The sequence below is a fragment of the Streptomyces sp. M-16 genome, assembly GCF_052114405.1.
In the GTDB taxonomy this organism is placed as follows: Bacteria; Actinomycetota; Actinomycetes; order Streptomycetales; family Streptomycetaceae; genus Streptomyces.
This window is the reverse complement of record NZ_JBFRER010000001.1, coordinates 226,724-240,404: the sequence shown is the minus strand read 5'-3', so window position 1 is coordinate 240,404 and position 13,681 is coordinate 226,724. Positions and strand designations below refer to the sequence as shown.

The 13,681-nt window shown below is 73.2% G+C and carries 15 protein-coding genes and 1 pseudogene; 8 read left to right on the top strand and 8 right to left on the bottom strand.

Features of this window, described 5'->3' with window-relative positions; genetic code table 11:
- Positions 1-63 precede the first annotated feature (63 nt).
- Positions 64-1,023 (top strand): LysR family transcriptional regulator, encoded by a 960-nt coding sequence (locus AB4039_RS01040; RefSeq protein WP_442269738.1) that lies wholly within the window; start codon positions 64-66, stop codon positions 1,021-1,023.
- A gap of 37 nt (positions 1,024-1,060) precedes the next feature.
- On the opposite strand, the gene AB4039_RS01035 is transcribed toward AB4039_RS01040, so the two are convergent.
- Positions 1,061-1,444 carry a PRC-barrel domain-containing protein gene (locus AB4039_RS01035; protein ID WP_266846020.1) on the bottom strand — a complete coding sequence of 128 codons (384 nt, stop codon included), beginning with the start codon at positions 1,442-1,444 and terminating at the stop codon, positions 1,061-1,063.
- A 164-nt stretch (positions 1,445-1,608) separates the two neighbouring features.
- On the bottom strand, positions 1,609-1,950 hold the full coding sequence (locus AB4039_RS01030) for a zinc ribbon domain-containing protein YjdM (protein WP_442269754.1): 342 nt from the start codon (positions 1,948-1,950) through the stop codon (positions 1,609-1,611).
- A gap of 195 nt (positions 1,951-2,145) precedes the next feature.
- Between AB4039_RS01030 and AB4039_RS01025 the strand changes: the two genes are divergently transcribed.
- Entirely contained in the window at positions 2,146-2,889 is a 744-nt protein-coding gene (locus AB4039_RS01025) for an HAD family hydrolase (RefSeq protein WP_266846019.1), read from the top strand.
- A gap of 210 nt (positions 2,890-3,099) precedes the next feature.
- Here the strand turns inward: AB4039_RS01025 and AB4039_RS01020 are convergent, their stop codons facing one another.
- Complete coding sequence (locus tag AB4039_RS01020; RefSeq protein ID WP_442269737.1) at positions 3,100-3,699, bottom strand: hypothetical protein; 600 nt, start codon at positions 3,697-3,699, stop codon at positions 3,100-3,102.
- Positions 3,700-4,091: 392 nt separating this feature from the next.
- Between AB4039_RS01020 and AB4039_RS01015 the strand changes: the two genes are divergently transcribed.
- Complete coding sequence (locus AB4039_RS01015) at positions 4,092-4,598, top strand: C40 family peptidase (RefSeq protein WP_442269736.1); 507 nt, start codon at positions 4,092-4,094, stop codon at positions 4,596-4,598.
- A gap of 115 nt (positions 4,599-4,713) precedes the next feature.
- Here the strand turns inward: AB4039_RS01015 and AB4039_RS01010 are convergent, their stop codons facing one another.
- Together AB4039_RS01010 and AB4039_RS01005 are read right to left on the bottom strand one after the other, a co-directional pair.
- Entirely contained in the window at positions 4,714-5,682 is a 969-nt protein-coding gene (locus AB4039_RS01010; RefSeq protein WP_442269735.1) for an SMP-30/gluconolactonase/LRE family protein, read from the bottom strand.
- A gap of 171 nt (positions 5,683-5,853) precedes the next feature.
- On the bottom strand, positions 5,854-6,171 hold the full coding sequence (locus AB4039_RS01005) for an SH3 domain-containing protein (RefSeq protein WP_442269734.1): 318 nt from the start codon (positions 6,169-6,171) through the stop codon (positions 5,854-5,856).
- A gap of 148 nt (positions 6,172-6,319) precedes the next feature.
- Here AB4039_RS01005 and AB4039_RS01000 point away from each other — a divergent pair.
- The 5 genes and pseudogenes from AB4039_RS01000 (at position 6,320) to AB4039_RS00980 (ending at position 11,020) form a co-directional block, all read left to right on the top strand.
- Positions 6,320-7,685 (top strand): annotated as a pseudogene (locus tag AB4039_RS01000) (DUF2252 domain-containing protein).
- Positions 7,686-7,771: 86 nt separating this feature from the next.
- A complete protein-coding gene (locus AB4039_RS00995; protein WP_266846015.1) occupies positions 7,772-7,945 on the top strand; it encodes a CsbD family protein in 174 nt (57 codons plus the stop codon).
- Positions 7,946-8,119: 174 nt separating this feature from the next.
- Entirely contained in the window at positions 8,120-8,578 is a 459-nt protein-coding gene (locus tag AB4039_RS00990; protein ID WP_442269733.1) for a hypothetical protein, read from the top strand.
- A gap of 851 nt (positions 8,579-9,429) precedes the next feature.
- Complete coding sequence (locus tag AB4039_RS00985) at positions 9,430-10,215, top strand: AfsR/SARP family transcriptional regulator (RefSeq protein WP_442269732.1); 786 nt, start codon at positions 9,430-9,432, stop codon at positions 10,213-10,215.
- A gap of 247 nt (positions 10,216-10,462) precedes the next feature.
- Complete coding sequence (locus tag AB4039_RS00980) at positions 10,463-11,020, top strand: hypothetical protein (protein ID WP_266846011.1); 558 nt, start codon at positions 10,463-10,465, stop codon at positions 11,018-11,020.
- Between the two features lie 22 nt (positions 11,021-11,042).
- Here the strand turns inward: AB4039_RS00980 and AB4039_RS00975 are convergent, their stop codons facing one another.
- The 3 genes from AB4039_RS00975 to AB4039_RS00965 all read right to left on the bottom strand — a co-directional run bounded on the left by AB4039_RS00975 (position 11,043) and on the right by AB4039_RS00965 (position 13,676).
- Positions 11,043-12,158, bottom strand: a complete 1,116-nt coding sequence (locus AB4039_RS00975; protein WP_266846010.1) for a SagB family peptide dehydrogenase — start codon at positions 12,156-12,158, stop codon at positions 11,043-11,045.
- A gap of 65 nt (positions 12,159-12,223) precedes the next feature.
- Positions 12,224-12,355 carry a hypothetical protein gene (locus AB4039_RS00970; protein ID WP_266846009.1) on the bottom strand — a complete coding sequence of 44 codons (132 nt, stop codon included), beginning with the start codon at positions 12,353-12,355 and terminating at the stop codon, positions 12,224-12,226.
- A gap of 73 nt (positions 12,356-12,428) precedes the next feature.
- Positions 12,429-13,676, bottom strand: a complete 1,248-nt coding sequence (locus AB4039_RS00965) for an ATP-grasp domain-containing protein (protein ID WP_442269731.1) — start codon at positions 13,674-13,676, stop codon at positions 12,429-12,431.
- Positions 13,677-13,681: the final 5 nt, after the last annotated feature.

Sequence of the window (13,681 nt, the reverse complement as noted above, 5' to 3'; positions counted from 1 at the left end):
ACATCCCGGACGGCATAAGGTCCGGTTATGGTGCGGTGGCGGGCCGCTGCGTAACCTGCCGGGATGCAGCTGGAGTTGAGACATCTGCAGGCCGTCTGCAGGATCGCGGAGGCGGGCAGCCTGGGCGCCGCGGCGCGGCGGCTCGGGGTGTCCCAGCCCGCGCTCTCGGCGCAGCTGCGCCGCATCGAGGCGGTCACCGGCGGGGAGCTGTTCGTACGCGGCAGGAACGGCGTGGAGCCCACCGCCCTCGGCCAGTTCGTGCTGACCAAGGCGCGCCGGGTGCTCAGCGAGATGGACGCGCTCGGCGCGGAGGCGCGCGCGCTGGCCCCCGGCGCGCCGCTGCGGCTCGGCTGCATCCTGCTGGTCCTGCTCGACGGGCTCCTCGCCCAGACCGACCTGGCCATGGCCGGGCGGGAGATCACCGTGGACCTGGAGGACTCGGTGACGGCCCTGGCCCGGATGCTGGGCGCCGGGCGCTACGACGCGATCGTGTACGGGGAGGTCAACGAGCACGAGGTGCCTCTTCCCGAGGGGGTCCTGGCCCGGACCCTGATCGCGAAGGAGCCGTTCTGCATCCGGCTCTCGGCGCAGCACCCGCTGGCGGCCCTGGACCACATCGACCTGACGGACCTGGCCGACGAGCCGTGGATGACGCTGGTGGAGGACGACGACGGGGGCCCGGAGGCCCTGGTGGCCGCCTGCGCCAAAGCCGGGTTCAGCCCGCTGCTGCGCTACCGGATCACCGACCGGAAGATGCACTACGATCTGATCGCCGCGGGCCGGCCCGTGTCACTGAGCCAGCCGACGGCTCCGGCGGCCGACGGGACGGTGATGCGCCCGCTCGCCGGGGACCCCGTCACCGGCCGGATCCGCCTCGCCTGGAACCGGGCCGCGCTGTCGGCCCGGCAGGCGGAACTCCTCTACCGCTCGGCGGCCCGCTCCTACGTGGCCGACGTCGGCAACAACGCCTTCCACCAGGTCTGGTGGGACGCCCACCCGGAGGTCCATCCGGCGCTCGACTGACCTGCGGCCGGGCCGTACGCGGGCGGGTGCCCGGGGGTCAGAGCACGCGGCCGCCGAAGGGGCCGCCGGTGCCGTGGACGCCGTTGCCGTAGTAGGTGCCGAGCCGTTCGCGGTAGGCGGGGTCGGCGAGGTGGGTGTCGCGGTGGAAGGTGGGGGCGTCCTTGATCTGGCCCCGGGTCCGGTCGACGAAGACCTTGCGCTCGGCGGTGTCGACGCTCACGACGGTGCTCGCCGGCAGCAGGACCTCCTTCCCGAAGATCCACGTCCCGGTGTCCACGACCAGGTAGGCGTCACCGGCCTCGTCGGAGTGCTTGGCGACCTTGCCCACGCTTCCGTCGGTCGCCTCCACCCGGTAGCCGATCAGGTCGGCGCCCGCCGGGCGCCCCGCGGTCGACTTGTAGCTCCACACATGTTCGGTCACGTGAACCCCGCTCCTCCGGTCGGCGGCGAACGGCGGCACGAGCCGCCGCCGTTCGCCCGTCTCGGCCCTCGTGTTCCCGGTGGAGGGGCCTTCACACGTGCCGGACGGCCGGGGCCGGACGGGCCGGGCGGGGCAGGCCGGGCGGGGCGGGGCCGGGGCGGCGGTCAGACCTTGCGGACCACGCTGGACTTGAGCTGCATCGCGCCGAACCCGTCGACCTTGCAGTCGATGTCGTGGCCGTCGACGCCGTCGACGAGGCGGATGTTGCGCACCTTGGTACCCGCCTTGATCCCGCTCGGGCTGCCCTTGACCTTGAGTCCCTTGACGACCGTCACGGTGTCGCCGTCGGCCAGTACGTTGCCGACCGCGTCCTTGATCACCCGCTCGGCGGGGGCCGCGGCGCCGTCGTCGGAGGCGGCCGGCCACTCGTGACCGCATTCGGGGCAGACGAGGAGCACGCCCATCTCGTAGGCGTAGGTGCCGGAGCACTCGGGGCAGGGGGGCATGGGGGTGTCGGTCACCGGAACAGTGTATTTCAGGCCATACGCACCGCTGGACTCCCGGACCCTTCCGACCTCCCCGGTCTCAACGGGCCCACCGGGCTCGCGTACGGGCGGTGTGCCCAGTCCCTCTCGACGGCATGTCCAGCCCCTTCCCCTACTCTTTCGGATCTTCACTACGTTCGACCGAGGGAGCAGGCCATGACCACCCTGATCGTCTTCGACATCGACGGCACGCTGCTGCGCAGCGTGCCGGCCCACGTGGCCGCGTTCGTCGCGGCGCTCCGTGAGAGCGGGCTCACGGAGATCGACTCGGACTGGGGCGGTTACACCCACCACACGGACTCGTGGATCTTTCGCGAAGTGTTCCGCCAGAACACGGGCCGGCTTCCCGGCGAGGCGGAGACCAAGCGGTTCTCCGGCCTGCTCCACGAGCACTTCACGGCCGCGACGGCCCGGGAGGGCGTCGAGCAGATCCCCGGGGCCGCCGCGTTCCTGCGGGCGCTGGACGCGGACCCCGGGTACGCGGTGGCCTTCGCGACCGGCGCGATGCGGGAGGTCACCGAGGCCAAGCTGGCTCCCCTGGAGGTGACCGGGCCGGTGGTGACCGCGAGTGAGCACGCCTTCCGGGAGCACCTGGTGCGCGAGGCCGTCCACCAGTGCGTCGAGCGGGCCGGCGGTGCCTTCGACCGGGTGGTCTGCGTGGGTGACGGGCCGTGGGACGTGCGGGCGGCGGTGGCGACCGGCAGCCAGTTCATCGGCATAGGCGCCTCGCCGGAGCCGTTCGGCGACTGGTTCCCGCGCACGCACCTGTTCGCCTCCTTCGACGAGGTCGACCCGGCGGCGGACTTCACCCTGCTCCCGCCCGCCGGCCGGGTGGCCGGGGAGCCGGACGCGGACCGGGCGTTCACCCCCCGGCCGGCGTCCTGCCCCTGCTGGAGCTGACCGCTCACTCCCCCGCCGTTCGGCGACCACGCGGCACAGCTGCTCGAAGCGGCCGGTCGCGGTCAGGCTCGTGGAGGGCAGCCGTACGCCGGACTCCGCCTCCACCGCGAGCACGATCTGGATCCGCCCCGGGGAGTCGCACCCCGGGGTGAGTCCGTCCCCCGCCGCCCCGCATGCCGTCGAGGGCGAAGCGGGTGACCCCCTCGGTGGTCAGCCACAGTCACCGGGCGGGCGCGTCCGGATCGRCGGCCTCGGCGGCGGGCCGCGCAGCTGCGCGCCCTGCGCACGGCCCTGTGGTGTCCTGCGTACCGCTGCGGCCCACGGCCGTGGCACTGCGCGACCTCCGCCCGTTCCCGCCGACGTTCCCGGGGCGGCGGGGCCGTGGACGGTCCCGAGGTGGGCCTCCGTGCCGGTGCGCCCGTGCAGAGAGCAGCCCGCCGGGGCGTCCACCGAGACCTGCCACACCTCCTCCAGGGCAGCGACCTCCTCCAGTCCCCGGACCCCGGCCGAGGTCGCGTCCGCCTCGGCGGGGGTGTTACGAAGTGGACGAACTCCATGGCGGGAAAGGCGATTTCGGGAACGTCGAGCAGGGGACAGGGCCGTCCGCAGCGCGGCGCGCAGCAGGGCGTGTACGTAGCCGCCCATCCGGCCGTTGACCTCGATCAGACGGGGACCGTCCGAAGTCAGCTCGATTTCCACGTGCGTCACGCCGTCGGTGATGCCGAGGGCCCGCAGGGCGGCGCCGGCCAGTTCGAGCACCCGCGCCGCCGGCGGCTCCGACACGCCGTCGGCGAGGAACTCCTCGGCCACCGCCAGCCCGTGCGAAACCGTCGATCCGGCAGGCGCCTCGATCGAACACCACTACGAGACACGGGAGTTTGTGCATGTCGTCCGCGCCAGGCCGGAACGGACCAGCCGTCCTCGTGCCCTCGTCGAGTCTCCCGTTATCACGAACGGCCGCGCCCGTGCGCCCGCGCGTGCGCGGCGAAACCGGCAACACGCCAATGCGCGAGAATTTTTCCATTGCTTCGCGGATATTTTGCAGAACCGATACAACCCGGAGTGTGCCCGGGAAGTGAAACGCGTGTGCCATCGGAGAAAACTGGGCGGCCATCAGACCCCAGGGACCCATGTCACCGAAAGCAGGACCGTCGCAGTTATCCGACCGACCGATGCCCGCATCCGAACGCGGAGGTATCCCGATGTCCGTATCCAGGACCGTCTCGCGTAGTTGCCGAAAGCCGCACCGGCCCGTTCGCCGCATTCCAGGATCCCGCCTCCCCCGCGCCCTCGCGCTGGTCTTGCTCCTGACCGCCTCCGGCGTCGCCGGCCCCGCCTCGCCCGCCGGCGCCGCTCCCTCCTACGGCGCCAAGGCCGTGGTCGTGGCCGCCTCCAAGGAGGGCGCCCCGTACGCGCACGGCGCGGCCGGGCCCGCGCGCTTCGACTGCTCCGGCCTGACCCTCTATTCCTTCCGGCAGGCGGGCCGGGCGCTGCCCCGCACCGCGGAGCAGCAGTACGAACACACCGATCACATCAGCCGGGACCAACGGGTGYCGGGGGACCTGGTGTTCTTCCCCGACGGATCCACCATGGGCCACGTCGGCATCTACGCCGGCGACGACAAGATCTGGCACGCCCCCAGACCGGGGACCCGCGTACGGCTCGAACGGATCTGGAGCAGGAACGTCCGCTACGGCCGCGCCTCGTGACGGCACCGGCGCGCGCCCGGCACACCACCGGCCCGGCCGGGCCCTGTCGTCAAGGTGGTACCCGGCCCGCGACGCCCGGCACCGCACCTCGCCGCGTTGACGACAGGACCTAGGCCTAGCGGCCGGACGGGTCGGCGCCCGCGGGCACCTCGTCGATCCGGCCGTCCACACCCGCCCGGTAGAGCCTGCCCGCCGAGAAGCCCCGGTCGCCGTGCCCGTAGGTGATCTGGGTGGACAGGTGCAGGCCCGACTCCACGGCGCACAGGGACCCGCCCTCGGCCCGCCAGATCTGTCCCGACACGTGGGTGGCGATCAGCGGGCGCCCGCGGCCGTCGAGGGTGAGCCCGTCGGGCAGGGCCAGGGCGTCCCAGGGCTCGGTGGAGAGCCACCGCCGCGGCTGCGCCGGGTCGCCCACGGGGATCCGGTACAGGCCGGGAGCGACCGTCGTCTGGACCACGTAGACCTCGGAGCCGTCCGGGGACACGGCGATCCCGTTGGGCTGGCCCACCCGGGCCCAGGCGGGGTCGACGCGCCCGTCCGGGGTGACGCGGCCGATGGTCCGGGCGCCCAGGGTGGTGGTGTACACGGTGCCGTCGGGCGCGAGGGCGACGCCGTCGATCCCGCCCAGACCCGAGGCGTACGTGCTCACCCCGCCGGAATCCGGATCCACCAGCAGCAGCTTCGAGACCGGCAGGAGGCCGCCGGTGAGGGAGTGCGCGAGGTCGTTGCCCGTCCCGACGAGCAGCCGGCCGTCGCCCCGGACCACGATCCCGCCGTTGGCTCCGATGTCGCCGGTCAGCGCGACGGGGGTGCTGCCGGGGGCGTCGATGCGGTAGACCCGGCCGGTGTAGTACGCCGTGGCGAACATCCGCCCGTGTCCGTCCACGGCGATCGACTCGACCCAGTCGGGTATCCGGGCCACCTCGACGGGCGGCGGGGCCGGCGCGGCTCCGCAGGCCGGCGCCGCCTGGGCGGGGGCGGGCGCGAGGGCGGCCGCCAGCGCGGCCAGTACGGCCGCCGTCATGGCCACGCGGCCCCCGCGGCGCGGCTTTCGCGGGCCGGTACGGAACGTGCGGATCGGCATCGTCGGTCCCCCTCCGTGATCGGGCACCCTGCCCGGCGCAGTATCGGCCGAGGGGACCCCCCGCACCAGCCCCGCCCGCCCCACCCGCCACCGCCCTGGCCGGAACCCGCCGGTCACCGCCGCCCGGCCCGGCCCCACGACCGCCCCGGCGGATTCAGGGGCGGGCCGGGCTCAACACCAGGGGACGCGGGTGTAGTTGTGCACGTAGCCGGCCGAGACCCAACCCGGCCTGCCGTGCAGCCGATACCAGATGTCGTTGCCCTCCACCCACGCACCCTCGGCCTGGCAGGAGAGCCGGACCTTCTGCCAGGGGTCGAGCACGCCGACGACGCGGGAGTGCGTGCTCGCGTGGGCCCTGACCTTGAGCCCGGACGTGCTGACCACCAGCCCCTCGGCCGGCGACGACGTCGCCAGCGCGTTCCCGGCGAAGAGGGTGACGGCGGCGGCCGCCGCCGGCCCCGCCCACGCGATCCTCCTGAACATGCGCATCTGCGCCTCCCCGTCTCCACGGCCGACGCGCCGCGCACCGAGCGCGGCACCGACCTCGACCCTGCGCCGTTGGGCCCCGTACGTCCGTACGGCGCACCGCACGGTCGCCCGATCGGCGCAGGGCCGGACCCGGTGGTATGAGTGGGGGATGGCGCTGTCCGCTTCCCCCGACGACCGGACCCGGCACGGCCGCGCGCAGCGCAAGCGGCTGCCGCGCTCGGCGCACGAGCGGGTCCCGACGGCCGACGAGCGGCCGGACCCGGTCGCCGTGCTCGCGGCGCAGGGCACCGGCCGGCTGCCGGAGCTGCTGCCCCTGCGGTACGCCCGGATGGCGGCGGACCCCTTGGCGTTCCTCCGCGGCGCGGCGGCCGTGATGGCCGCCGACCTGGCGACGACGGCGGACAGCGGCCTGCGGGTGCAGCTGTGCGGGGACGCCCACCTGCTGAACTTCGGGTTGTATGCCTCGCCCGAGCGCGCCCTGCTCTTCGATCTTAACGACTTCGACGAGACGCTACCCGGACCGTTCGAGGTGGGACGTCAAACGGCTGGCGGCGAGCGTGGCCGTGGCCGCCCGCGCGAACGGCCACGACGACGCGGCCGCGCTGACCGCCGCCGAGGCGTCCGCCGCCGCCTACCGGCGGAACATGCGCCGCCTCGCCGGGCTCGGGGAACTCGCCGTCTGGTACGAGCGGGTGGACACCGCGCAGGCGCTGCCCCTGGTGCGGCGCCGGCACCGCGAAAGGGTCGCGGCCGGCCTGGAGCGCGCCCGCCGCCGCACCAGTCTGCAGGCCCTGGACAAGCTGACGGACGTCGTGGACGGGCGGCCCCGGATCCGCTACGAACCGCCGCTCCTGGAACCGGTGGACGATCTGGACGACGCGACCGTGCGGAGCGTGTTCCGCGACTACCGGGAGTCCCTGCCGGAGGAGCGGCGCCTGCTGCTGGACCGGTTCGCGGTGGTGGACGTGGCGCGGAAGGTGGTGGGCGTCGGCAGCGTCGGAACCCGCTGCTTCGTGGTGCTGCTCACCGGCCGGGACGCCGCAGACCCGCTGTTCCTCCAGATCAAGGAGGCCGGTCCGTCCGTCCTGGAGCCCCACGCCGGGGCGTCCGCGCACCGGCACGCGGGCCACCGGGTGGCGGCCGGGCAGCGGCTGATGCAGGGGGCGACGGACATCTTCCTCGGCTGGGCCACCGGTCCGGGGGGCCGGCACTTCTACTGGCGCCAGCTGCGCGACATGAAGGGTTCCGCCGACGTCGCCGCCATGGACCCCGTGCTGCTGCAGGAGTACGCGGCGCTGTGCGGCCGGACCCTGGCCCGCGCCCACTCCCGGACCGGTGACCGGATCGCGATCGCGGGCTACCTGGGCTCCGGGGACGTCTTCGACCGGGCCGTCGCCCGCTTCGCGCTGGCCTACGCGGACCTGACCCTCGCCGACCACGCCGCGCTCACGGCCGCCCTGACCGACACCCCCACTCCCTCCCACGCCGCCCGCCCGTCCCCGAAGGCATCCTGACGACCGGTCCGGCCGACGTTTGCGCGCCGCGATCGCGGTCAAACGCGGGACGTACGGTGTTCCCGTCCCCCAGGGAGTGATCAGCTGTGTCGAACCAGGAGAAGGGCCGCGCGAAGGCCGAGCAGGCCAAGGGCAAGGTCGAGGAGACGGCGGGCCGCGCGGTGGGCAACGAGCGCCTCACGGCCGAGGGCCGCGCCGAGAAGGCGAAGGGCGACGCCCGCCAGGCCAAGGAGAAGATGAAGGACATCTTCAAGCGCTGACGCGCGCGCCGTCGGCGGCCGCCGCGGTCCCGGGCCCACGGAGGTCCGGGACCGCGGCGTTCCCCCGCTCCGCGGCCACCCGCACCGATCTCACGCATCGTGACGCCCCGGTGATGCTCCGGTCACGCACGGGCGGCAGACTGCGGGTCAGCCGACAGCGAGAGGGGAGCGGCCGTGCCCGTCAGCCCCACCTTCCCGGGTGTGTACATCAACGAGGTCAAGAGCGCCGTGCACACCATCACCGGGGTGCCGACGTCCGTGACCGCCTTCGCCGGGGCGGCCGTGCGCGGCCCGACCGACCGGCCGGTGCACATCACGAGCTTCGCCGACTACCAGCGGCTGTTCGGCGGGGTCGTCCCGCGCAGTCCGCTCGGGTACGCCGTCTACCAGCACTACGCCAACGGCGGGAGCGAGGCGGAGATCGTCCGGCTGGTCCACACCGGGGACGGCGAGGACACGAAGAACGCCAAGGCCTCCACCCTCGTCCTCGCGGGTTCGCGCCCGGTCACGCTCGTCGCGCGGGGCGAGGGCCTGTGGGGGGACTCCCTGTACACGCGGGTCGACCACGACACCAGCGAGACGCCCCCGGCCGGCGCCCCCCGGACCCTGTACAACCTCACTTCACGGAGGTGAATGAGATCGTCGCGGTCGGCAGGGCGCGCCGCATGGACGAGGCCACCCTGCTGGGAGTTCGTCGACCGGTCGGCCGCGGCGCGGAAGGCGGGCGGTACGAGCGAGTTCGAGTCGATCGTCGCGGACATGCGGGCCTGGCATCCGCCGACGCAGGAGCAGGCCGCTGCGGAGAAGGCCCTGGTCGAAGCCGGGGAAGAGCTCCGCTCGCTCCGGCAGACCCGGGAGGAGCTGCTGGCCGAGCTGAGGGCTGGGCCGAAGACTCCTTCCGGGGCGCCCGACCGCGAGCGGATCGAGGAGCTGCGCGAGAACCTCGAAGGTCTCGACGACGTCGTCCGCCACGGCCACGGCGGCCGGACGTGGATGGAGCGGGGCGCCGTCTCCCGGGCCCGGCAGGACGTACTGGCGGCCGAGGCGCTCGCCGAGAAGGCACGGGTCAGCCCGGTCAAGCGCATGCGAGCGGTCTTCGACGGCTCCCCCGAGCGGGCCGAGGTCGCGGCGTCGGGGACGGCCGACCGGGTGGGGACACTGCGGTCACCGTCGGGGAAACTGGCCGTGGACCGCGTCGTCTCGCTGGACCGCATGGCGCAGATGGACGGGTTCACCAAGCTCAAGGCCCTGGAGCGCGAGCGGCTGGCGGTCCGCAAGGACAACCTCGTCCTCATGGACGCCTCCGCGAACTCCTCCAAGGGGGCGCGTGGTTGGTCCGCCTGGGAGCACGCCTCGAACTACTCCACCGACCCCGCCGAGATCGCGCGCTGGAGGAACCGGGACGCCGCACTCACGGCGACGATCCAGCAGTGGATCCTCGACACGGTGCGCGGCGCTGAGACCTGCGCAAACCACCCGCACGAGTGCGTTCGGCGGACCGACCGGAGGGAAGGGAGCAGGGCACAGGGGGAGAGGGGATCGATGCCGTACGACACGTCGCTCCCGGCGCCGGGCCGGTACTGCGGCTGCTGGGCACCTTCCGCTACGAGGCCCCGGGCGGCGCGGTCGCCGTGGAGGCCCCGGGGCAAGGGCTGTTGGCCTTCCTCGCGCTCCACCGGAGCGTCAGCCGGGGCGTCCTCGCCGGGACGCTGTGGCCGGACTCCGGCGAGGGACACGCGCAGGGCAGTCTGCGGACCACGCTGTGGCGGCTGCGCCGCGGTGGCCGGCACGTGGTCGACGTCCGGGGCGAGATGCTCTCGCTCCACGAGGAGGTCACCGTCGACGTGCACGCCTTCCGTCGGACGGCGCTGCGCGTCGTGGACGCCGACGGGGATCCGGGAGAGGACCCGGGGCTGGGTCTGCTGTTCGCGGGGGACCTGCTGCCGGGCTGGGACGAGGAATGGGCCCTCCTCGAACGGGAGCGGCTGAGGCAGCTGCGGCTGCACGCGCCGGAGGCGCTCAGCGCCCGGCTGATCCGCTCCGGCCGGCACGCCCTCGCCCTGGACGCGGCCCTCACCTGCGTGGGCATCGAGCCGTTGCGCGAGAGCGCGCACCGGACGGTGGTGGCGGTGCACCTGGCCGAACACAACGCGGTGGAGGCGGTCCGCCAGTACGGGGCGTTCCGGCGGCTGGTCCGGGCGGAGCTGGGGGTGGAGCCGTCGGCCCGGTTCCGGGCGATGCTGCCGCCGGGTTCGGCGGCCGGGCGGTAGGCCGCGTCGGCTTCCGGTCGACACCCCGGGGTGATCGGGGCAGCATGGAGGGGACGGGCACGTCCGGATACGCCCGGTTGCCGCGCACCGGGCGCGGCGGTCGGAGGGAAGCCCGAGGCACGGAGAAGGCGCACCGCCGTCCCCGGGGCTGCCGCCTGCCCGTTCGCACGCGGCCGCACCCGCTCCCCCTCGACTCCCGCGCCGTCCTCCGGGGCCCGAAGATCCGATGCCCGATGGGAGCACCCTCATGTACCGACGCACCCGACGCGCCGTGATCACCTCCCTGCTCGTCTCCTCGGTCGTGTGCGGCAGTGCCGTCGTCCTCGCGCCGGCCTCCGGCGCGGCGGTGCCGGCCGCCAGCTGCACGGTCACGCCCAACGCGGACGGGACCGCCGTCGTCATCTCCGGCGAGGGGTTCACGCCACCGCGCAAGCTCAACGACGGCGAGAGCACCGAAGACCTGAACGTGGACGCGACCGGGCACTTCCTCCTGAAGCGCTTCCAGAAGAACGTCGACTACACGGTCCTCGCCGTCAACGAGAACCAGCCCTTCGTCTTCGTGAACTGCAAGCGCGTCCCCGCGGCCACCTCACCGCAGGCCACGAGCCCGACCCAGCCCGGCTCCCGGCGTGACCGGGCCGCGGGCACCGCGGCCGGCGCCGAGGCGGGGATCGCAGCGGCCGCCAAGAGCTGCGCCACCCCGCCCGTGGCGGACAAGAGCGGCCAGCAGCACAGCGACACCTACTGGAACAGCTGGACCCAGGCCGCCAACCGCGCCTTCCAGAAGGCGTGCCAGAACGGTTAGGAGCGCAGTGCGCCCCGCGGCCTCAGGCGGGGTCGTCCCCCGGGTACAGCGCCGCGCGCCGGAAGGCGTCGAGACCGGCGGTGGGCTCGGCGTCCTGCCGGACCCCCGCGGGGATCCCGGCGGCCAGGACGTACAGGGCCGTTTCGGCGATGCCGTCCACGCCGAGGGCGTCTTCCAGTTCGCTGTCGCGGAAGGCCGCGGTCTGGAAGGGGCCGAGGCCCAGCGCGGTGGCGGTGAGGGCGAAGGTCTGGCCGAGGTGGCCGGCGTTCATCAGCATCACCCGGTAGGCGCGGGGCGCCCGGTACTTGCTGCTCATGCGTTCGACGACCGCCGTCACGAACACCGTGACCGCGGCTTCCCCGACGGCCTCCTGGTCGAAGCTCAGGTGGGCGGCCCGCTCGCGGGTGAAGGCGGGGTCCAGGAGCTCCAGCGAGTGCTCCAGGACGTTGTAGTGGTAGAGCCCGGGCGTGACGCCCTCGACCGCGAAGACGCCGACGTACGCCTCCAGTTCGTGCCGTGAGCCGCCTGCGGCGCTGGTGCGCTTCATGAGGGCGCCGAAGTCCTGGCCGTCGAGGAACTCGCTGGGGCCGAACACCATCGCGAGGAGTCCGGAGAGCACCGGCAGCGGCAGGTCCGCCTGCCGGAAGGACCGGTGGGTGCGCCGGCCGTAGAGGGTGCGGACGAAACCGGCGTCGACGTCGAGGGGGGCGCGGGGCAGCAGGATCCGGTCCGCGGCGGGGTAGTTCTTGAACAGCGCGGGACGCTTCCCGGCCCGGAAGTCCTCGTTGACCTCGGGAGAATCGGTGTAGGGGGCGTCCTTGCTGGAGAAGTGCAGCGCGCCGGCCTCCGGCGACCAGGTGTCCCAGTGCTCGGCGAGCCGGTCGTCGCGTTCGCGCTCGTCCTCGGAGACGAGGAAGCCGTAGGCGTGCAGTTCGGCGAGGGCCGCGCGGCAGGAGTCGGGATCGTGGTCCGGGAACATCGTCACGGCCTCGTCGACGGTGGTCCAGTCGGTGAACGCGGCGAGGAGGTCGGCGGCCACCGGCGCGAGCGAGACCTCGGATCCGCCGAGGTAGTTCTGGATGACGAACGCCCCGTCACGCCAGTAGCAGACGAGGTTGTGCGCGCGGCGCAGAAGCATGGGGTCTCCTTGGTGACCCGGGCGGGGGCTGGTCGCTCCGGCCCCCGCCCGAGATCATCGGCGGGTCAGCGCTGGTAGTGGATCTTGATGGAGCGGGCCTGGACGGGCTTGGCGGCGAGTTCGACCTTCTTCATGGGATTCTCCTTCTGCTTGTTCCGGCTCCGGGATCCTTTTCCCTTCGCCCTTGATGAAATCAATTCTGCCGGTGTGCGCAGGGGCGGCCAAGTCACGGGATTCCGGGACCTGTCGGCCGGTACGCCGCGGATTTCGTCAGTCGACGTCGTAGAAATCCCGGCCGTCGAGATAGCGGACGGTGGCGAGGTCGCGCAGCACGCTTTCCAGTACCTCGTGGCGCAGTTCGACGAGCAGCGGGTACGTGAGGTCGTTGACGGTCGGGACGATGTGTTCCCCGGGGTGGACGAATTCCCTGACGCCCACGAAGCTTTCCAGCTTCTTCAGCTCGTCGAGGCCCGTGTATCCCCGCAGGGTTCCCTCCACCGGAGAGATCATGGGCGCGCCGGCGACGAACTGCTTCACCCGGTACCGCTCGCGGCGGCGCTCGTGGAAGCGCTCCGGGCGGACGTAGGCGTCCGCCGTCCAGTTCAGCTGGGACTCGCCTGTCGCGATCCGGGCGTAGTGCGCCGTGCTGCCGCCGCCCATGCGTGCCGCGACCTCGATCACGCACGGGCCGGACGGTGTCATCTTGAGCTGGACGTGGGCGGGTCCGTGGCGGATGTCCAGGGCGTCCAGGACCCGTTCGGCGTAGCGGACGATCTCGTCGAGCCGTTCGCCCTCGTACGGCAGCAGCACCATCCCGTCGCAGAGGTCGAGGACCCCGTTCGCGGTGATGTGCGTCGAGGTCCAGATGTCGCAGACGTGGTGCTCGCCGTCCCGGCTGACCGTGTTCAGGGCRTACTCGGGCCCGGCGAGGTACTCCTGCGCGACCACCGTGTCGTTGGGCAGCGAGAAGATGTCGTCCGTGCCGACGAGCCCCGCGTACGCGCGCACCGCCTGTTCGGGGGTGTCGCAGTAGTTGATGCCGTCGCTGCCCGCGCTGCTGAGCGGTTTCACCACGACCCGGCCGCCCAGTTCCCGGTGCCACGCCTCCAGTTCGGCGGCGTTCGTGACCAGCAGCTGGCGGGCGCCGCGCAGGCCGGCCGCCTTGATCTTCTCGACCATCGCGTACTTGTCGCGCCGGGCGTGGCTGCCCGCCGTCCCGTTGGTCGCCAGGCCCAGCCGTTCGCTGAGCAGGTCGGCGAAGCCGACGCCGAACTCGCTGTCGGGGATGACCGCGACCGGCCGGTAGCGGGCGAGTTCCGCGAGGGTCGCGTCGAGGTCTCCGTGGTGCACCACTTCGGCCGCGAAGCCGGTGGGCACCACCGACGCGTAGAACTTCGGGCGTACCGGGACGCTCTGCACGTGGACGGCGTCGTATCCGCGTTCCTTGAACGCGGCGACCAAGCCGCCCGAGCGGCAGGCGGGACTCGCGTCCACGAGCGCGACGTAGCCTTTTACCACCAGAT